Source organism: Haloarcula sp. CGMCC 1.6347 (assembly GCF_037078395.1).
Taxonomy (GTDB): Archaea; Halobacteriota; Halobacteria; order Halobacteriales; family Haloarculaceae; genus Haloarcula; species Haloarcula amylolytica.
In genome coordinates this window covers 806,464-824,231 of record NZ_JAYMGX010000001.1, presented here as the reverse complement: position 1 = coordinate 824,231, position 17,768 = coordinate 806,464, and the positions used below count along the sequence as shown (strand labels likewise).

The following is a 17,768-nucleotide window of genomic DNA, read 5'->3' as shown; positions in this document are numbered from 1 at the left end:
TAAGATACCATTCCCCTCTACCTATTTTTTGAGTCATTGACCATCACTTTCTGGACGAGGGAGTGCGAGGTATGCTACGAACAGCAGGGTGAAAACTCCCCAGAATATCCACAGCAGTGGTTCGATGCTGGACGGCTCTATACTCACTGGTTGGATGGCTGGCCATCCGATTACTACTGTACAGATTGAGAGGAACGTTATCCAATCCATCGAAACCGGGTCTTCGTACTTGCTTGCCATACATATCACTTATTCAACATAGTGCAAAGGTACATCGCTGGTTGGTAAGATTCAGACAAGGTGTAGGAGACTATTTGTGTAGGAATCTCTGCGTATAAACGTCTATACGTGTATTCGGGAACTCGTGTAGACTCGGCAGTTCAATCTGGTCGTCCAACCGCTCCTCGGTACACAACGAACACGAGCGTCGTCGTTGCGACTGATGCGATGTACGAGTACGGAGGGGACATCACTTCGGCCAGCACGAGCGAGGTCAGGACTACTGCCGACAGCACGGCGAGCCACTCAGGTTGTTGGAAGTCATATCGGAGTGTTTGGAATCTCATCGGTTACCACCGTTATAATCGGAGAAGTCGCTCTGGTACGATTCATCACCCCACTCTTCGGAGAGGAGGACTATGAGCCCGCAATTCAGTATGATACTGAATGCCAGCATCGATTCTAACAAGAATTGTTCCATACATATCAATCATCTTACTATCGCAAAGGTGCATCGCCGTTGGTAATATTCAGCAGTTATATCTTTGAGAAAATTGAGGCTGTATCAGAAAGTTGCTGGTATCTGAAGGGCGAACCCAGACACCAGCATTAATACTGCAACTGACTCGTCTATTGCTCGTATCAGGTCATACCGAGTTTTATCGCTATGTTCTTCATCACCTACGTCTGGTGCGAGAGAATCGGCATGGAGGTCGTCTAGATAATCGTCTATAGCTCCGATTGAAAGTAATAGCACAGCCAGTATATCCAGCAGTAGACCGAATGTTGCTAGAGGGAGCTTCTGGACGAATAGTGATGCAATTCCTATAATGAGACATACAATTAAAGCAATCTTTGTAACACGTTTTCCAGTTATTATTGCAAGCTCTCTTTTTGAGTATTGGTTCGACTTATTTGTATATTTTATAATATCTTTGATTCGTTCCATCATATCTCTAAAGGATTATTTCGACGTGAACTGCCTATACCCTGTGGTTATCTTATTGTCATTTTAGAACCTGAAAATCTGATATAAACATCTGTAGACTAAGGTTTAATTGACTGGGCCATCAGTTACATACCATGTATTGCTCGTCGTGTGGTGAGGAATTAGATGATAGCGTACAGTTTTGCTCATCTTGTGGTGAGAGTGTTCAAGATAGAGCGTCAAAATCAAAGCAAGAAGTAGACCATCCAAAGCAGGATGTAGACAAGTCAAAACAGAATGTAGACCATTCAGACTCTCCTTCCGGTGGAGGTCATTTTGATTTTAAATCAGGATTATATGGGATACTCGGTGGAATCGTGTTGATTATCGTAGCTGCTTTGTGGTACGGTAGTACTCAATATATTTACCCGACACAAGCAGCGATAGCAATGTGGATGTTCATTCTGGGGATTGGGATTTTTGTACTCCCACCTCTCTGGTACTGGATTGTCAATCCTATTCGTCACCGGATATAAGTTAATTAATCGAACAGTAGAGACGAATATGCGTATAGTCGTATATACGCCTGTATGAATATCTATCAATAGACTTGGACCAGATACTTGAGCATGACTGAGAAATAAGATGGGCGACATTAATCGGTATGGCAGAAGGTAGTGGCCACGTTGACATCGAATTTGGTGGACCAGCGACGGTTACAGTGCATACTGATGACGATGAAATCGATTACGAATCAAAACGAAAGGAAGCGACCACACTGCGTCAATGTCTGCTTTAATCGACGATGAGACTGCACGAGACCTCGGTTAGAATTACTTGCAGAGAGCGTGTCATAGAAATCTTCACACAATTTTGTATTTACTCTCGCCAATTTCTATGCCAATCAGCACCATATTCTACTGGTTTAGTTGGCGAGGTATCGCTCACGTGGCTTAACATACCAATTACGTTAGCGTCTCTGAAATAAACGGTGTCAAATGCATCAAACAAATACGCCTCGGATGCAATGTCAACATCTTCAACACTGGGGTCTGATGAGTCGGCATCACGCATATCTTCAAAACCAGACATAGCCTCATCAACTGATTCGAATACAGTCACCTCAACATCAACTCCTTGTTGACCACCGTCAGTTGCAAACGAATTTTTTGCAGTATCACCGTCAAGTTCTATTGGAGTTAAACTCCCGCCTGTTCCATTGCCCTGCTTCTCCCATTCATCACCGAATAAGTCCGCTGCTGGCAACAACTCTTCTGGTTCTGCATCTATTGGACTATCGTCATCGCCACTTGTGCCACCGCCACCACATCCTGCGAGTGCTGACAATCCCACTGCTGTACCAGTTAGATACGTTCTACGTTTCATACACCTGTTCAAATATATGGGTATACTTCATCTTTCTGCTCATATACCTAATCAAGTCAATTCAATTACCATCTCCAAATAGCTCGTTCTGCGTTGGTAAGAATCAGTACGCCCCGGAACCTCTGAATAACCAATAGATGTTGATGATGCCGACGACCAACGCACCTGATAGGACGATGGGTTCCACGACCTCAATTTGAACTCCATACACGAGTGCGAGGATTCCTATGAAGACTGTCCCGACTGCAGATATCGTGTATATCTGATTCGTGATAGCACTCACATTGGCCATGTGAGGAAATCAACACTCCCCGGGTGAAAATAGTAGAATGCGTGTAGGCGTATAGACGCCTATTTGTGTACACGAATACCCAGATAAACAGAAAGACGAGTCCACACACCTTTGGTTCCGATGCTCTAAATCGAATACCCGGCAATAGGCAAATATTGCCAAGTTGCCCGGTTTTCTCTCTGATACTTGATAGAAAAATCAGTCAGCGTATTGTGCAGTTACTTCTCCTATCCAATTTGCAAGGTCTTCATCAAATGTATCGTCTGTAGCATCAAGTTCCAGTGACCACAGTATGCGTCCAGAGTTGTGCATCGCTTCCACTTGGCCATCGTCGCTGATGGTGATGGTGACGCTCATTCAACCACCTCGTCCGAATCCCACGGCCAATCTCCTGTCCGGTGCTTGGTAATTCCTGCTCTCGCGAACATTATGGTGAATTCTCCAACGACGAACAGCACGGAGAAGAAAACCGCGTAGAACAGGAACGCGTAGACACTCGTATGGACCGCTCCAGCAAATGCTCCGAACGTGATGCCACACAGTACATTGAATTGAATGTAGTTCACGCTGAACCACCATCTTGCTCCAAGGAATCGGCAAGGTTTCGGAGAGCTCTGGCTCTCGTCCGACCAGTTCCTTTGTGACCCATATATTGTGCGTGAGTGAGACCGTCATCGATGAACTCCACTTTCTCCGACTCCATCTTAGATGGCCAGTCCTCGCCCCATGCGGTCAGGTACTCGGCTTCGACGGAGATGTAATCTGGGAATACTGCTTCAACGTCTTCAAGCGACGGATTCTCTCCGAACAGGTTCTCGTAACCTTCCGGCGGAGTCTCCCCAACGTAGACTTTGTGAGTTTTAGAGTAGCCAATTACTTCGACTTCAACGAAATCCCTGTCCACTCGGATGATGCCGTACCCCTTGTGCGTCTTGAATCGGGAGACTACTGGGTCGTGTCCAGCAGGAGATGCTATTTCAGTGATGCTCCACATCATACTGAACCACCCGGACTTGTTGCAGCTTCATCGTGTGCTTGGAGAAGGTCAATGACGGTATCCACGTGGACTAGTCCCTGCACATTAGATTTGTTCAGGAGGAGGAGTTCTAGCTCCTCTTGAGTGAGTTCAGACATCGGAATCACCGTGGAGCAGATGGGTGACGCCAAAGCTCATCAGTGTCAGTACGACCGTGATGGCGACGACCACTGTCGGAAACAGCCACCACGGGAACAAATAGGCGGATGAGTTTACATAGCTTCCAGCGAACATCCCGGTCACGACGACCGTGGTGAACACACTGGAGAAGCGACGAGTGAACGTCATTCTAAATCACCTCGCTTGTGGCCGTAGTATGCACCCAACAGTCCTGCTACTACAAGCAGGAGTTCACTGATTAGGTTGAATATGAACGAAGATTGGTTTTGGTCTTCCATCTCGTTGACCACTTCCTGTGCAGTGTATTCTCGCTCATCGTCGTTGCCATCCTCTACGTTCCAATCAATGAGGTACCGCTGAAGCTCTGAATCACTCATATCTGCCATCTTAGATGCTTCGGCAGACACGTCGTGAGGTGCGTCGAAGGTGAATATACCAACCACACCAAATCCAGCAACGACGATTCCAAATATGAGACAGACTGTTCCTAGGTTCTCTATCTGGTCATAAGTAGACACCATCAGTTCTCACCATACATTTCCTCCAGTACATTCATTCGGCCAGCATCACTGGCTAATTGAATCATCAAATCCTGTTCCTGCTTCGGGATTCCACGCTCGTACATCGCACGTCGAATGTCATCATAGTTATTATCTGACATGTTAGAGTAATGGTACTTCAAGTACTTAAAAGCGTCTTTCAGAACACCCCTCGTTTCGTCTGTTACTCAAACCTGTGCCGCTTCTATCTTCTCCGCAGAGACATTAAGATGAAGTTCGGCTTGCTCGCCCATTCTCCACGTTGCGGAACGGTCATTCTCTCGGGACAGCCAACCTAACGATTCCATCTCACGAAGCGTCCGTCGAACAGTATGTCGCTGCGATTCATCAAAAGGCAATTCGCTAATCCTAAACTGCCCGGTCTTCACAAGCTGTGTCATCGTCTCGTGCCATACAGAATCTCTTAGAGTCATTTGTACAAATATGGGTACGATGTAGATGTATAAGAGAGCACTCATATTCCTCATCATGAACGTTAAATTGATTCTTATCGAATATATGAAATTAGGTTAAAACTAGCTTTGGAGGGGCTTTATCATATCTGGTTATACCTCCGGTAGATTCATGCACCGTGATTGTTCATGTCGGCTTATGCAGCCTGAAATTGGAAAATATCCTGTAGAATTCTATGGGGAGTTCTATAGTAATCGACAAAATGCTGAACAGGGGATGGAAGATGACCACTGCCCATTTCTCGGGGACACATGCAAGAAGCGACGTAAGAGTCAAGGAGAGAGTATCGGAACGTGTTCGGTCGGTTACCGAGGTCGTGGACAGGATGAGTACCGCCCACACTGTATTTGTCCACACCGATTTGAGACGGAGGATGTACTTGGAGAAATCGAACCACTGTTCGTTGATGAGGGAGAGTACTTCGCTACACCAGAAGTTCCACTACTCGGCACATCAATAGACTACGTGGCTGGGAAGCGAGCAGATGATGGGACAGTACTGGATTTCGCAGGAGTGGAGATACAGGCATTGGATACCACGGGTTCTGTATGGGAGTATCGGGAGGGGTACTTTGATGAAGACCGTGATATGACTGATGTGGATGGAACATACGGTATCAACTGGGCAATGTCATTGACGAAGACGATGATGCAACAAGCGTTTAAGAAAGGTCAGACATTCCGTGACTGGGGAGAAAACCTCATTTTCCTTGTGCAGGACGTGTCTATTGAATATATCCGGGACAACTACGATGCCTCTGGGTTGCGGCCTGCTCGTTCGGACGACCCTGTTCACTTTTACAGCTACTCGCTGAACTACAGCTACGAGTCAGAGCAGTATGAGTGGGAAATCGATGAGAAACTTTCTGCCGACATTGAAGGGATTACTGGCATGATGGTAGCTCCAGAAGATGCTGAGGCACCGACTAAGGACGAATTTAAACAAACGATTCAAGAACGCTTCTGAGGCTACAACGAATCGAAGGTCATCTGTACACCGCTATCAAGACGGTCTTTCGCTGTCTCAAGATAGTCTTTGCTGGCATCAATTCCAATAGCACGCCGCTGTAGCTTGTTGGCTGCGACGACCGTTGTCCCGGTACCGACGAACGGGTCTAGCACGACACCATCCTCGGGACATGTGGCCTTAATGGGGAGTTCACAAAGTTCGACCGGGTAGACGGCACAGTGTGCATCATCCCTATGTTCGTCTTCGGGAACAATGTCCCAGATATTCTCGGGCATCGGGCCGTTCGCGTTGTAACGGAGGAAGTAGAATCCGTTCTCTGCTTTCTCACGTGCCCGACCTGAGAGGTCTTCTGAATCTCCGTGAGTCGTCCGTTGTTGGTCACGGATGACCATACGGAAGTCCTTGATTTCCCTGTTCTTCATCATCTCTAGATGCTCTTCTAGGGCTTCCAGTGCGTTCTCTTTCTCCTCCTCAGTAAGGTTCTCGTTGTTCTTAATCTGGCGACGGTATCGTGCCCCAGACACACCTGTAGGTGAGACTACATCCCCGTTTTCCTTGTAGGTCAACTCAAAGTCTTCATCGTCACGAATAGCATCATCATCATAGTAATACGATTGCTGTTGGACAAAGTGGAAGACATACTCGTGCATCACACGGAGTCGGTCACTAGCCGAGCTTGGGTTACCTTTGACCTTATTCCAAATAATATCATTCCGTAGAACCCAGTCTTGCCTGTCCTTCATCGCCAATGCAGTTCGCCACGGAACTCCTGCCAAATCCTTGTTCTGGTACGTATCTCCGATATTTAGCCAAAAACTCCCTTCGGGCTTGAGGACACGCTGAAGTTCTGAGAAGATGTCTAGTAGATTGTCGATGAAATCGTTAAACGTGTCTTCGTTCCCAAGCGTACTTTCGCCATTGTATTCTCGCACGCCCCAATATGGTGGTGATGTAATGATGCAATCGACAGACTCGTCAGGAAAATTCTGCAGAACCTCGCGATTATCTCCGTGAACGAGGCCGTTCGCGGAGTCCGAGCTTAACCAATCAGCCACATCCTCCGGCTCTAACATTATATCTAATCTGGCGTGTTTTCCCTAATAAACCTCCCTATAGAGCGAGGATGTACATGTGTACGTACCTACTTTCGAAGTGTGAGATAGATATCCGCGATGAATAGGATTGGTGACATCAAGATAAACAAGCAAATTACGATTGCTTGCAAAACTCGGTCAGTCACTGTTGGTACGTCGCTGTGTAGACTGTCTCAGGTGACAGTCCGAGTCCAATCAAGATTCCCCGGACTTCTCGCATTGACGCTCCAACGGCTCGGAGTGAAGTTACGACATCGATTGGATGCATCTGTTCTCCAGCGTACGTGATTTCGGTAAGTTGATTTACCATATATTTGATACTATCATACGATTGCAAAGGTATGTCGCTAAAATAAGAAAAAGCCTCGCCCGGATTGATTACCAGACGAGGCTTGAATGTTTACTTGAGCAAATGAATCGTTGGTTCATGGCCGTTCAGCCACTACATCGAATCTTATCTTAGCAATCACACGAGGTCTCCAGTCCGCTGACGTAGACTAGATTTCCACAGTCAGGGCAGGTGATTGTATTTGCTCCATTCGTCCATTCTGCGTTGGTGTTTGATTGGTTCATTATTGGATGTAGGCGACGACTGCGTGAAGTTCGCATACTGCGTCATCATGTGGGTATGCGTTCGTTTTCCGGATTGACAGTGCGTCGATGTCGTCACCAACGATTGTGTCACACTGCTCCATCGTACTGACTGCATCTGGATAGTGTTTGATTCCGGTCACGACATTGATGTTTTGACCACGGTGATTGTGAGTATCCCAGATAGTCGGTGTATCGTCCAGTTCTAGTTCTGACTGGAGCTTCTGTGCAACATCTTCTGCGTCAGGGCTTGATTGTCTTATCATAGACATTATACTATCAGGTGACTTATCCCATTAGTGTTCCTCCGATACGGTTAGAGGGGGAGGGGGGCTTACCCTATGCCAAGGCGTGCGACGCACGCGTGCGTATATTTTCAGATTCACGGTAGAGAAGCGATTCTGACCGTGAATTCACGGTCAGATTAGAAATAATCTATTCTAAATCGGTTTCATCGTGATTGACGCAAAAGCCGTTCTTGATGCCCACAGAGTTTGAGCAAACCTTACAGCTATTAGATGAATCGTCTGAAGTGAATTCATCTCGCTTGTTCCGGTGTGATTTACAGACGACCGGGTTTTTGCCCGGAATCTTGGCATCATTGGGACATAGTTCGTCGTCCTTAGTTGTTGCTTGACACCGGGGTGCATCTTCGATATCAGACTCATCACTACTACCATCACCATCCAGACCGTCGAAGTCGAAGTGACCTTCGTCGTCAATATCGTCATAGTCTGTACGTGTCTCTCGGATTCCCTTGACCTTCAGAATACTACTTGAGATTGCAATCCCTTCTCCAGTTTCTTCAAGACCAACACCGAATTCAGCAGTGTCTTGACTCAGCTTTTTGACAATCAACAACTGGCGTCGAACGTCCTTGGGAATATCTCGCCCAGTGTGGCCGACGAAGATGATATTTCCCCGGTGGTGACGAAGTAGCTTCAAGAGCTTGGATACGACCTTACCCGCCGTCATATCGGCGTACATCAACTCCTGTGCGGCTTCATCGAACAAGAAGGACTTCCGACCATCCGTAGTCTTGAGCCACTCTACGAGGTCTGTCCACGATTGGATGGTCTTGTACGGGTCACTATCGTTGTTCGATGCCACTTTCATCTGAGGATAGACTCGTTGACCGATGTTCAACAGCTTGTAGCTGAAGTTGGTTTTACCCATGCCGGTCGGACCTGCTGGCGGACCTTTTGCGAAGACGTAGGTTGCAAAGGTGGGGTAATCCTTCCAGAGTGACTCAATCTCCCCGAGAACTTCGTCTGGGGACATATCGGCGTAGTTGCTGGTCAGTCCCGTGTACGCATCCAATCGTGCCCCGTGAGCCGTATAAATCGCATCCCACGCCCCGCGTGACAACGCACGTTGTAGAAGACGTTGTACAGCAGGAGCTTGCATCGGGTCGTTGGTAAGGTCGGGATGGTAGTTCGGGTCGTAATTCTGCAGAATCATCAGCAGAACGTCCAGTGCCCGTTTGTCTTCTACTTGAACAACATCCCGGGGAACGTCGATGTCCAGCAGTTGGTCGAACCGTTCTGATAGCTCAGCCGCCCCGTAATACCCGTCATTGCTAGTACTCATTCATCACCACCCTTGGAAGATTCGTCCATACTGTTGTCTACCATCTGTCTAGCTAGCTCTCCAAGTGACTCTTCTTTCTCGTCAGGTTCAGATTCGGGTTTATCCTCATCTGATTCTCTCCCTTCGTAATTCGACATCTCCCGCTTCGCTTCTTCCTGTTTCTCTCCGTAACGTGAGGAAGATTGCTCATAGTCCAGTGCGAACTGGTTAGCGGTCTCGTATTCCGACTGAGCTTGCTGAGCAGGTCGGGCGACCAGTTCGTCACGGACTTGTGCGAAGGTGTCCATAATCGTGTCTCGCCACGCCTCTAGCTGTCTCTTAGGGTCAGCAATGATGGCATCGTCGTCGGGTGTCTCTCGTGGCCCAAGTCCTCTGATTTCCAGAGATTTTGCATCAAGAACATCTTGAATTGCATGAACTGTATTCCCGAACCGAGTCTCCCGCCGACCGATTCTCTCATCAGTCTCATTTTTCAATTTAGAGATGGTCTCTGGACCGGTGACGTACAAATCGTGATTCTCTTCAGTTGCATCAAATGCAGCCACAGTGTCCTTGCTGACAGACACATACATCTTAGCCAGCATGTATGCGATTGGAGCCGCCAGTATCGTCAGTAGCATTCCTGCAATACCCGCACGGAGCATGATACTGTCTGCACCCTTCCGCTGGATGAAAACGTACGTTGCACCGCCGTAGAGTGCCACAAATAGCCAGAACTCTTTCTTCAAGAGGACATTGATTATCTTGTCTCGCTTGGTGGTCGCCACGCCCTCTGTTTGCAATTTAAGTCTCAGTCCCCGGATGCCGCCCCGAATCGACTCTTCGAAGTATTTTCCAATAACAGCCAATAGTACGATGCTTCCAACGCCGATTGCGATTAGTTGTACATTCATAATATCACCTAAATTCGATTGAGAACCTTGTCTATGTGGACGAATCGACCTTTATACTTGTTCTTGCGTGAGCTAGCAAACAGGACGAACAACGACACGAATCCCAGCACAGAGCCTGCTACAATAGCAGGGATATGCCGCTTCTGAATCCTGTCGATGAAGGGTTCGTATGGGTTCGTTATCGTGTTCACGTAGTCCGTTGATGAGACAGCCAGATACTCCTCACCCTGACTGTCCGCCAGCGTACGAACTTGAACAACATTGTGGCCCTGTTGAAGGTCTACTTCATATCGTGGAGCGGCACGGTCAACATCCGATGATGCCAGCCATGCATCGTTCAAGGATACGGTCATATCACGGTCAGCAACCAGAATCAGTGTCGTGTGATTACCCGACCACTCTTCATATTCTAAACGTAACCCGGGCAAGACTCGTTCGCCCCGGTAATCGAATACATCGGGTAGCTCAGACCCTGTAACTTGAGAGTCGTTGATAGCCTCCAGAGCGGGTTGGTAAGTTTCTGTCTCTGTATTATTTGAGCCATCATCGTCTACAAACTGGAACGAACGGTCATCCAGACCAGTCCCTGTAGGTTCGGATTTCCGACCTGCAATCTGGTCTTTTAGCCAGTTCTCCACAAGCTCCCGTTCATCTGAGTCAAACCGTCCGATGTTATCCGTATATGCACTGTATAGCGACCGGGCTTCGTCTTTGGATACATCCCGACCTTCCCGGGCGTACTGGAGGAAATCGTCTTTGGATACATCCGATTGGTCTGCCGTAGGTTCTGGAGTCGATGTCTCAGCCTCGTTGACCTCGCCTTCCAAGTACAATGAGACAGACCCACGCACTTCGGAGTCGAACTCCTCGTAGTTGCTATTATAGTAGTCTAATGCACGTTTTGCGTCCTCATCAGACAGGTCGGCTTCGGAATTGTACCACTCCATAATCTGGTCGTTGGTAATCCCAGTCTCGGTCGAAGTCTCTGACTGGGCCATCACTGGTGATGCGGTAAACAGCAGGCAAATCACAACGAGTGTAATAGATAAATTTCGAATCATAAGAATCACAATTTGATGAAGATAACAATAGCAATTCCGCCGAAAATCATTGCAAGAATCCCTATCTCCCTAAATTGAGATAGGATGTCGCTTACTATTCCAGTCCCTCCAAGCGAAATTCCACTATTCTGTTCATTCTCTAGCTCTTCCATCCGGTCAAGCAATTCTTTAATATTCTTATTCAGGTTCTGAGTGTCTGTCGTATCGAATTGTGTATTCTGGGCAGTTGTTGAGTTGATTTGTTCCCCGGTCTTAGTGTTAGTTATAGAGTTGACCGTATACTCGTCATTGAACGTAACTTCGCCCGCCATAGTTCCATCTTGATAGACAAAGTATGCAGTTCCATTCTGTTCAGAGGCATTGTACGTAACCCCATCTTCTACCGTATCATTTGGGAACGTACCATCAGTCCAGAATAATTGCCCTGATGCTGTCTTCGACTCGCTGAGGTTTCCGTCTGGTTGACGCTGTTGCCACGTGATATTGTATGCAGAATCACCGTTGCCTGCGAGACCTTCCGAACCCATCAACGCCGCTACTGGGGCGTAATGACCGGTACTATCGTAGTTAGACGACATCGAATAAATCATACTGATTCCGCCAGCGTCCTGTGGTTGACATTCGCCTATTTCACAGTTCTTGTAAACACTATCTACAATTTTATCAGCGTTATCGATAGCTTGTTTGCGATTATCGTTGATTTGCTGATACGATGTATTGTACTCTCGCCCGTCAATGATTGTGATGGTCTTCCCATCAGGGTCCTGCATCTGCAACCAATCGGCAATAGCAGTATTGTCAGGAGTTGTTGAACACCCAGTAGATGGGTTGTATGGCGTATAGCAGTGATATCCTTCCTCATCAACGTAACCAGACCCAGTATCTTCGTTCCAATACTTTGCAGTCACTACAGTCATCTGCTCACCATTCGACAGTGTGACATTGTTCGTCGGAAATTCGAAATGTCCTGCATCAAACTCCGGAACCATCAGAATGTGGTCTGTTGTGAGTCCGCTAGTCTCATTCAGTGTCTGAACCATCACCTGCGTCCGCTGAGCCTTCCGATTCTGGCTGACGTATAGAGACTTCTCTTGCATCGAATAAAATTCGTTAATTGAGTCATATGCGGCTTTTTCAGCCTCTCTTTCTGAGCCACCATTGTTACGCACCTTGACTATATTATTCCAAGCCTCAGAATACGCCAGAGCTACAGTTTGGTTGCTGTGTGAACGGATTTGTTTTGTATGTTGTTCTGATGAATCTTTCATGAAAACGCCATCCAAGAACAAATCGTAATGGACTTGCTCGTTTGTGCGACCTTCCACATTAACAGGCTCGTACACGACCGTCTGCTTGCCGTTTACAGTAGTTGTGTTCGTATCACCATAGTGTGGCTGACAATCTGGATTATACATCTGCATGGTGCCCACCTCAGAGCATTTTCGTACATCACCAGACCCGACACCGACGGGTTCTGCAGATGCAGTTCCTACGACTGGAGCCAATCCTTGTAAAGCGATTAAGCTAACCAAGACTATCACCCCCATCGTTCGGAGAGACTTGTTCAGTGTCATATGAGAGACGCCCAGAGAATTGCACTCTGGAATGCTGACACGCCTATTTAGTTATTCGTCAATCGATGCAACGCCGACCAAGATGAGTACACCTGCAACAAGTCCGTAGACAATGAGTGGGATGCCAAATCCGAGTGGCCCAGTACTGTCTCCAGTTGTCCCGGAACCTCCAGTATCCGTGTCTGTTTCAGTGGTCAGTGACCCGTCTTCCAGCACAGTCACTGTAATCTGCTCACCGGCGTCCATCATGGCACCGTGTTCATCTTCGACCTGCACATCGTATCTGTATTCGCCAATCGAATCGTGGGTCAGCGTGTGCGTATCGCCATCTACCTGCGTCCCGTTCAGTTTACCATTCTGTTTGATGAAGTACGTCAGATTATCGCCGTCAGCGTCGAATGACGCTGAAAAGTCAAGAGTGACGTTATCTCCGACTTCAGTTCGATATTCGTCTGATGCCTGACCGCGAACTAGCACAGGGTCGCTATTCTGCAGTTCGGCGTTTATATTATCGATTGTGACCGACTCAGCAGTGCCATCAGCATCGTCTGTTACCGCTACTTCGATATAATAATCACCAGCCGTAACATCACTAGCGACGAGGCGATTTCCTGTGCTGCCAAAGACACCCACAGAGCCTACCGATGACCCGTCAGAAGCATTGACTAGCGTAATGTCGGTATCTGCGGCTATGTCGTTAGTTGTGATATTGACTCCCACTGAGTGTGCATCATCAGACAACGTGATGTTATTCGACGCGTAGGTAGTATTCTCATCAATCGATACCGAACCACCACTGGATACAGAAACTCCAGTCTGACTGTCGGTTAGGTTATTCCAATCTTGCTCTGTGGTCCATTTTGATGGATTTAATTCATCATGTGCGGCGACCGGGGCAATGACCATCGACCCACCAACCATCAGTACCATCACCAACGCAATCTTCGAAGTGTTATTTCCAGTCATAATCTATGCACCATTCCAGTAACCAGCTACAATTGAGAACGATACTGCCTCAATCAGAAGTACAATCCAACCCACGAACGCCGTACCCATGACAAATGCAGTCATCGCGGGAACGAGTGCTGTACCAAGAACCAGTACGATACCAATTCCAGCGATATAGGTCTGGAGGTCGTTGAAATCGCTGAAATCACGATTATTGAGCAGGTACGCTCCTACCAATGAGACGATTGCCAGCATTGGTGCGAGTGTGAGTGCCTGACCACCCATACTCACCAATGTCATTCCGATGTTTACTCCTTCAATACTGAACGTCCCGACACCGTTAGCCACCACACCAGTCAACGCAAACAGATACGCCAACATGGTGGTGAGGACCTGTAGCGGGTCAAAGTTATCCAACATATACGATTATTGATATGTTGGGGGAAGTACTTAAAAGCGTCTTTCGTGTCAGTTAGTAACAAGTTTCAATTACCGGACTGAAATTCCGTAAGAAAATCCTGCATATCAGATGGCCACGTGTAAATCCCCACGTTGGCGTCATCATCGAATCCAACTTGAACTAAAATTCCACTTGATGAGTTGGTAAAATACGCCCAGAGAGACTGGTCATTGTCCAGCACTTCGACATCCCTCTTCCTGAATTCTCCCCGGACTGGTAACTGCTCAAATTGCTCCCGGTTCTTACTCGCCTTGATACGAACAGACTTGATTGTCATACATATGATACTATCAAGCAGGACTTAATATCCATCGACTCAATGACACAATGACGCAATAAAGTAGTACACGCTGAGAGGCTATCTAAGCAAGAAGTCTGGTTATTCGTCTATTTGTATATGCGACTGCACGAATTGGCGTATAGGCGTATATACGGGCGACTGTGTGTACGAAGATATGCAGAGTGAGATGAACCGATATAGAATCGTGTGAGTGGTTACTCAGACGTTCGATGAGGGGCGTACTGATTGTATCCTTTCCGCACGTCTTTGTCGGAGAATCGTAGGTAGACCTTCGTCTGTTCAATCTGTCTGTGGCCGAGTAACCGTTGGAGGGTGCGAATGTCCATCCCATTCTTCACACAACGTACAGCGAATCCACGTCGTAAAGCGTGACTCGTTATCCTTCGTCGCGGTCGCCCTGCTGCATCTTCTGGACCATACTCTTGGATTCCAGCCCGTTCAGCAGCTTCTGTGACGATGTTATTTGGAGTGTTCCTCGCCATCTTCTCATTCATATTCGTCGGAAAGATGTAATCCGACTTCTCCGACCCATAGATAGCACTCCGTTCCACGTCCAGCCAGTAATCTAATAGAGGTTGGAGGTCAGGGTCGTAGTATACGGGTCTCAAATCGCCGTTTTTTGCCGTAGAGACCCAGATACAATTGTCTACCTCGTCATCGAAGTCGCTCTTTTTGATGTTTCGAAGTTCCTTCTCACGCACTCCAGTGGTGTACATCAAGGCGATGACTAACTCATTCTGGGTTTTAGGCTCTGCAACATTCGCCCGCAGTTTTTGATACTCTTCATAAGTAGCATGAATGACACCGCGTTGCTCTCGGAAGTATTCCGCAAGGCGAGATTTACCCCGTTTAATTCCGTCAATGGTAGTAACGTCGATTTCATCTACAAGGATGTCGTCAATTATGCCCCTATCCTCCATCCACACGAACCACTGGTACATCACGCCGCCGTGGTAGCTGATGATAGTTGACCCCGCCCAGCCCGTAGATTTTAGAGCTTTATACCATCCCTTCAGGTGGTATTTCGTTACGTCATTGGGATATTCGATGGGGATACCGTAATCCGCTTTGGCTGGGTATTCCCAGTCTGAGGGGTCTCGCGTATCATCTATCACGAGACCTTCGCCTGCACACCACGCTCTGAATAAATTAGGGACAGTGGTGACCTTATCCATATTCGCACGCTCGCCAGTCACCGACTGTACCCACCGTTTATGCGATTTCCCAAGTGTCCAGTCCTCTGCTTCGTAATCGATTGCCTCTGTTATCTCTTCACTCATTAGTCAGATTGAATAACCACGTCTCGCCGTTTTCTCGTGCCGTCCAAAATCGTTGACCGCTTTTATCTATCCGATAGCAGGCTTGGCGAACAACCCCTTCATCCTCATCAAGATAATTCGCCAGCCGCGTCGCACTCGCTATGGCTCGTCCCTCCTCATCGGCGGAGATATACTCGTTGTTGAGGTTGCCATCTGCGTCGGTTCGCTGGTCTATCCACATTCGCGCGGCATCACGGTCTGGCAGACTGGGGATGATGTCGATGATTTCCGTCGTAAGAGATGATTCATCCTGTTGCTGTGCGTCAGCACTCGCTTCGATTCTGTCCAGACGGTCGTAGACTTCATCAAAGCGGACATCCAACTCATCTATCACGGTATCCATGTCGAAATCAATGCTAACCTCACTCGGCGTGTCTGGCTCCCCAGACTCGTCTTCGTTCAATTGGTCTTCCACCGCCACCCGAATTAGGTGCGACATCGACGGGTACTTCCCGTCTGAGTCAACCGCATTCTCCCACCGTTCCTTCTTGGATTCGGTGATTTGGGCGTTTACGATGGTTTTTTCGTCGTCATCAGCCATGTGGGATAGTCCGACAAAAGATGCCGTTAAAAATAATCTTTACTACTAAATGCAGTTCTGCGACGACTGTGGCTCGATGATGCACGGCGACGGTGACGAGATGGTCTGTCAGTCCTGTGGCGCGCGGGTCGCGAAAGACGAGGACCGCGCAGCCGAGTTCGTCAGCACGGACGAACAGAGCGGCGACGAACTGATAGAGACCGAGGAGGGTTCGAACTTCGAGGGCAAGCCGACGGCTGACGACGTGACCTGTGAGGAATGCGGACACGGGAAAGCGTGGTACACGATCAAACAGACCGGGTCAGCCGACGAACCGCCGACGCGCTTTTTCAAGTGCCAAGAGTGTGGCCACCGATGGCGTGAGTACAACTAGAGCAGCGAATCCAGAATCCGGAGCTCTTCCTCCTCGGATATCTTGTCGGAGTCCATACACGCGTGGACGACCTTGTGGACGAGTTCGGGGTCCTGAAACGGCTGTGGCGAGCCGCCGCCGTCGGTGACGGTTTCGACCTGGCCTTCGAGTTCGGCCAGTTGCTCGGAGAGGTCCTCGACGGTCGACTGGAACGTAGTCAGCGTGGTGTTCACTTCGCCGGCCGCTGTCTCGACTTCCGTTGGCGAGCGGTCGCCGTCGTCGGACGCAGTATCAGGGCCTGACGCTTGACTGTTGGCTCCGTCGGGGTTGTCTGTTGACTCCGGCGATTGGGTATCGGGTGCCTGGGTTGCTGAATCGTCCGATATCGTCGCTGGTTCGGCTTCTCCGTCGCTGAACACAGCGTTTGCGAACGCTTCTCGGTTCGCCCAGTCGAACCCGTCGATTCCGTTGACGCGGTTGCTCACCGTCGAAGCGGTGACGCCGAGCTTCTCCGCGAGGTCTCGCTGGGATGCGGTGGGGTGTTTCTGGATTGCTCGGATCGTCTCACGTTCTGTCGATGAGAGGTCCGCAGGGGCGGGGTACGACTGCGACTCGGCTGACGGTTCACTCTGTGACTGGTCGGCCGTTTCCGTCTCGTCGGCCTCAGCCGGGTCGCCGTGTTCCTCAAGAACTCGCTCGACCAGTTCCGCTGTCGCACTCGGTACTTCGGCCGCAAGCTCTGCGATGGATGCCTCGGGGTTCTCAGCCGCTACATCGAGTATTTGCTTGTGACGCATCGATTTAGGGGCCGTTCGGCCATTCGTTGATTTGCTCATTGATATCACCACGTAGGGATGGTACCGCCACCCGATCCCCCAACCTGATACACATTTGACTGAAACCAATGGAATTGTCAAAAGCTTTTGGTTAGTCACAAACATTAATTAAGATGTTATTTAATCTGACATCGCCTGCCTCATCAGCGACACAGACGACCCAGATCAAGGAGACAGGTCTATTCCGGGCCGAACTGGAAACAGTCGGTCAAAACTGAACCCGTGCCTTCTGAAAGCATTTATCG

24 protein-coding genes are annotated in these 17,768 nt (G+C 48.5%); 3 read left to right on the top strand and 21 right to left on the bottom strand.

The window, feature by feature from the left end; genetic code table 11:
- Positions 1-33 precede the first annotated feature (33 nt).
- The 3 genes from VI340_RS04410 to VI340_RS04400 all read right to left on the bottom strand — a co-directional run bounded on the left by VI340_RS04410 (position 34) and on the right by VI340_RS04400 (position 1,171).
- The gene (locus tag VI340_RS04410) at positions 34-240 is read right to left on the bottom strand and encodes a hypothetical protein (RefSeq protein WP_336357873.1); all 207 of its coding nucleotides are present in this window, start codon (positions 238-240) and stop codon (positions 34-36) included.
- Between the two features lie 140 nt (positions 241-380).
- Positions 381-566 (bottom strand): hypothetical protein, encoded by a 186-nt coding sequence (locus VI340_RS04405; RefSeq protein WP_336357872.1) that lies wholly within the window; start codon positions 564-566, stop codon positions 381-383.
- Between the two features lie 218 nt (positions 567-784).
- Positions 785-1,171 (bottom strand): hypothetical protein, encoded by a 387-nt coding sequence (locus tag VI340_RS04400; protein ID WP_336357871.1) that lies wholly within the window; start codon positions 1,169-1,171, stop codon positions 785-787.
- A gap of 131 nt (positions 1,172-1,302) precedes the next feature.
- Between VI340_RS04400 and VI340_RS19830 the strand changes: the two genes are divergently transcribed.
- Entirely contained in the window at positions 1,303-1,683 is a 381-nt protein-coding gene (locus VI340_RS19830; protein WP_442905114.1) for a zinc-ribbon domain-containing protein, read from the top strand.
- A 343-nt stretch (positions 1,684-2,026) separates the two neighbouring features.
- Here the strand turns inward: VI340_RS19830 and VI340_RS04395 are convergent, their stop codons facing one another.
- The 7 genes from VI340_RS04395 to VI340_RS04365 all read right to left on the bottom strand — a co-directional run bounded on the left by VI340_RS04395 (position 2,027) and on the right by VI340_RS04365 (position 4,499).
- On the bottom strand, positions 2,027-2,533 hold the full coding sequence (locus VI340_RS04395) for a hypothetical protein (RefSeq protein ID WP_336357870.1): 507 nt from the start codon (positions 2,531-2,533) through the stop codon (positions 2,027-2,029).
- 103 nt (positions 2,534-2,636) lie between these two features.
- The gene (locus VI340_RS04390; protein ID WP_336357869.1) at positions 2,637-2,825 is read right to left on the bottom strand and encodes a hypothetical protein; all 189 of its coding nucleotides are present in this window, start codon (positions 2,823-2,825) and stop codon (positions 2,637-2,639) included.
- Positions 2,826-3,023: 198 nt separating this feature from the next.
- On the bottom strand, positions 3,024-3,182 hold the full coding sequence (locus VI340_RS04385) for a hypothetical protein (protein WP_336357868.1): 159 nt from the start codon (positions 3,180-3,182) through the stop codon (positions 3,024-3,026).
- The gene (locus VI340_RS04380) at positions 3,179-3,391 is read right to left on the bottom strand and encodes a hypothetical protein (protein WP_336357867.1); all 213 of its coding nucleotides are present in this window, start codon (positions 3,389-3,391) and stop codon (positions 3,179-3,181) included. The genes VI340_RS04385 and VI340_RS04380 overlap by 4 nt, the downstream gene beginning before the upstream one ends.
- Positions 3,388-3,822, bottom strand: coding sequence for a hypothetical protein (locus VI340_RS04375; protein ID WP_336357866.1), 435 nt, complete (start codon positions 3,820-3,822; stop codon positions 3,388-3,390). The genes VI340_RS04380 and VI340_RS04375 overlap by 4 nt, the downstream gene beginning before the upstream one ends.
- 129 nt (positions 3,823-3,951) lie before the next feature.
- Positions 3,952-4,149, bottom strand: a complete 198-nt coding sequence (locus tag VI340_RS04370; protein ID WP_336357865.1) for a hypothetical protein — start codon at positions 4,147-4,149, stop codon at positions 3,952-3,954.
- A complete protein-coding gene (locus tag VI340_RS04365; protein WP_336357864.1) occupies positions 4,146-4,499 on the bottom strand; it encodes a hypothetical protein in 354 nt (117 codons plus the stop codon). Before VI340_RS04365 ends, VI340_RS04370 begins: the two co-directional genes overlap by 4 nt.
- 633 nt (positions 4,500-5,132) lie before the next feature.
- Here VI340_RS04365 and VI340_RS04360 point away from each other — a divergent pair.
- On the top strand, positions 5,133-5,960 hold the full coding sequence (locus tag VI340_RS04360) for a NotI family restriction endonuclease (protein ID WP_336357863.1): 828 nt from the start codon (positions 5,133-5,135) through the stop codon (positions 5,958-5,960).
- 2 nt (positions 5,961-5,962) lie between these two features.
- Here VI340_RS04360 and VI340_RS04355 read toward each other — a convergent pair whose 3' ends face one another.
- From VI340_RS04355 to VI340_RS04310, 10 genes are all read right to left on the bottom strand, one after another.
- Complete coding sequence (locus tag VI340_RS04355; RefSeq protein ID WP_336357862.1) at positions 5,963-7,036, bottom strand: DNA-methyltransferase; 1,074 nt, start codon at positions 7,034-7,036, stop codon at positions 5,963-5,965.
- 1,047 nt (positions 7,037-8,083) lie between these two features.
- Positions 8,084-9,238 carry a hypothetical protein gene (locus VI340_RS04350; protein ID WP_336357861.1) on the bottom strand — a complete coding sequence of 385 codons (1,155 nt, stop codon included), beginning with the start codon at positions 9,236-9,238 and terminating at the stop codon, positions 8,084-8,086.
- Positions 9,235-10,131, bottom strand: coding sequence for a hypothetical protein (locus VI340_RS04345; protein ID WP_336357860.1), 897 nt, complete (start codon positions 10,129-10,131; stop codon positions 9,235-9,237). Before VI340_RS04345 ends, VI340_RS04350 begins: the two co-directional genes overlap by 4 nt.
- A gap of 8 nt (positions 10,132-10,139) precedes the next feature.
- Positions 10,140-11,129, bottom strand: a complete 990-nt coding sequence (locus VI340_RS04340) for a hypothetical protein (protein WP_336357859.1) — start codon at positions 11,127-11,129, stop codon at positions 10,140-10,142.
- A gap of 68 nt (positions 11,130-11,197) precedes the next feature.
- The gene (locus VI340_RS04335) at positions 11,198-12,766 is read right to left on the bottom strand and encodes a hypothetical protein (protein WP_336357858.1); all 1,569 of its coding nucleotides are present in this window, start codon (positions 12,764-12,766) and stop codon (positions 11,198-11,200) included.
- Between the two features lie 51 nt (positions 12,767-12,817).
- Complete coding sequence (locus tag VI340_RS04330) at positions 12,818-13,732, bottom strand: hypothetical protein (protein ID WP_336357857.1); 915 nt, start codon at positions 13,730-13,732, stop codon at positions 12,818-12,820.
- Positions 13,733-13,735: 3 nt separating this feature from the next.
- Entirely contained in the window at positions 13,736-14,134 is a 399-nt protein-coding gene (locus tag VI340_RS04325) for a hypothetical protein (RefSeq protein WP_336357856.1), read from the bottom strand.
- Positions 14,135-14,199: 65 nt separating this feature from the next.
- Complete coding sequence (locus VI340_RS04320) at positions 14,200-14,451, bottom strand: hypothetical protein (protein ID WP_336357855.1); 252 nt, start codon at positions 14,449-14,451, stop codon at positions 14,200-14,202.
- A gap of 218 nt (positions 14,452-14,669) precedes the next feature.
- On the bottom strand, positions 14,670-15,755 hold the full coding sequence (locus VI340_RS04315; RefSeq protein ID WP_336357854.1) for a tyrosine-type recombinase/integrase: 1,086 nt from the start codon (positions 15,753-15,755) through the stop codon (positions 14,670-14,672).
- A complete protein-coding gene (locus VI340_RS04310; RefSeq protein ID WP_336357853.1) occupies positions 15,748-16,335 on the bottom strand; it encodes a hypothetical protein in 588 nt (195 codons plus the stop codon). Before VI340_RS04310 ends, VI340_RS04315 begins: the two co-directional genes overlap by 8 nt.
- 49 nt (positions 16,336-16,384) lie before the next feature.
- Between VI340_RS04310 and VI340_RS04305 the strand changes: the two genes are divergently transcribed.
- A complete protein-coding gene (locus VI340_RS04305) occupies positions 16,385-16,708 on the top strand; it encodes a transcription factor S (protein ID WP_008310004.1) in 324 nt (107 codons plus the stop codon).
- Here the strand turns inward: VI340_RS04305 and VI340_RS04300 are convergent.
- Positions 16,705-17,484 carry a winged helix-turn-helix domain-containing protein gene (locus tag VI340_RS04300; RefSeq protein WP_008310006.1) on the bottom strand — a complete coding sequence of 260 codons (780 nt, stop codon included), beginning with the start codon at positions 17,482-17,484 and terminating at the stop codon, positions 16,705-16,707. The genes VI340_RS04305 and VI340_RS04300 overlap by 4 nt on opposite strands.
- Positions 17,485-17,768 lie beyond the last annotated feature (284 nt).

Bases quoted from the DNA above. Each gene is read 5' to 3' on its own strand.
- VI340_RS04410 (WP_336357873.1), bottom strand. From the start codon at position 240: ATGGCAAGCAAGTACGAAGACCCGGTTTCGATGGATTGGATAACGTTC.
- VI340_RS04405 (WP_336357872.1), bottom strand. From the start codon at position 566: ATGAGATTCCAAACACTCCGATATGACTTCCAACAACCTGAGTGGCTC.
- VI340_RS04400 (WP_336357871.1), bottom strand. From the start codon at position 1,171: ATGATGGAACGAATCAAAGATATTATAAAATATACAAATAAGTCGAAC.
- VI340_RS19830 (WP_442905114.1), top strand. From the start codon at position 1,303: ATGTATTGCTCGTCGTGTGGTGAGGAATTAGATGATAGCGTACAGTTT.
- VI340_RS04395 (WP_336357870.1), bottom strand. From the start codon at position 2,533: ATGAAACGTAGAACGTATCTAACTGGTACAGCAGTGGGATTGTCAGCA.
- VI340_RS04390 (WP_336357869.1), bottom strand. From the start codon at position 2,825: ATGGCCAATGTGAGTGCTATCACGAATCAGATATACACGATATCTGCA.
- VI340_RS04385 (WP_336357868.1), bottom strand. From the start codon at position 3,182: ATGAGCGTCACCATCACCATCAGCGACGATGGCCAAGTGGAAGCGATG.
- VI340_RS04375 (WP_336357866.1), bottom strand. From the start codon at position 3,822: ATGATGTGGAGCATCACTGAAATAGCATCTCCTGCTGGACACGACCCA.
- VI340_RS04370 (WP_336357865.1), bottom strand. From the start codon at position 4,149: ATGACGTTCACTCGTCGCTTCTCCAGTGTGTTCACCACGGTCGTCGTG.
- VI340_RS04360 (WP_336357863.1), top strand. From the start codon at position 5,133: ATGCAGCCTGAAATTGGAAAATATCCTGTAGAATTCTATGGGGAGTTC.
- VI340_RS04355 (WP_336357862.1), bottom strand. From the start codon at position 7,036: ATGTTAGAGCCGGAGGATGTGGCTGATTGGTTAAGCTCGGACTCCGCG.
- VI340_RS04350 (WP_336357861.1), bottom strand. From the start codon at position 9,238: ATGAGTACTAGCAATGACGGGTATTACGGGGCGGCTGAGCTATCAGAA.
- VI340_RS04345 (WP_336357860.1), bottom strand. From the start codon at position 10,131: ATGAATGTACAACTAATCGCAATCGGCGTTGGAAGCATCGTACTATTG.
- VI340_RS04340 (WP_336357859.1), bottom strand. From the start codon at position 11,129: ATGGCCCAGTCAGAGACTTCGACCGAGACTGGGATTACCAACGACCAG.
- VI340_RS04335 (WP_336357858.1), bottom strand. From the start codon at position 12,766: ATGACACTGAACAAGTCTCTCCGAACGATGGGGGTGATAGTCTTGGTT.
- VI340_RS04330 (WP_336357857.1), bottom strand. From the start codon at position 13,732: ATGACTGGAAATAACACTTCGAAGATTGCGTTGGTGATGGTACTGATG.
- VI340_RS04325 (WP_336357856.1), bottom strand. From the start codon at position 14,134: ATGTTGGATAACTTTGACCCGCTACAGGTCCTCACCACCATGTTGGCG.
- VI340_RS04320 (WP_336357855.1), bottom strand. From the start codon at position 14,451: ATGACAATCAAGTCTGTTCGTATCAAGGCGAGTAAGAACCGGGAGCAA.
- VI340_RS04315 (WP_336357854.1), bottom strand. From the start codon at position 15,755: ATGAGTGAAGAGATAACAGAGGCAATCGATTACGAAGCAGAGGACTGG.
- VI340_RS04310 (WP_336357853.1), bottom strand. From the start codon at position 16,335: ATGGCTGATGACGACGAAAAAACCATCGTAAACGCCCAAATCACCGAA.
- VI340_RS04305 (WP_008310004.1), top strand. From the start codon at position 16,385: ATGCAGTTCTGCGACGACTGTGGCTCGATGATGCACGGCGACGGTGAC.
- VI340_RS04300 (WP_008310006.1), bottom strand. From the start codon at position 17,484: ATGCGTCACAAGCAAATACTCGATGTAGCGGCTGAGAACCCCGAGGCA.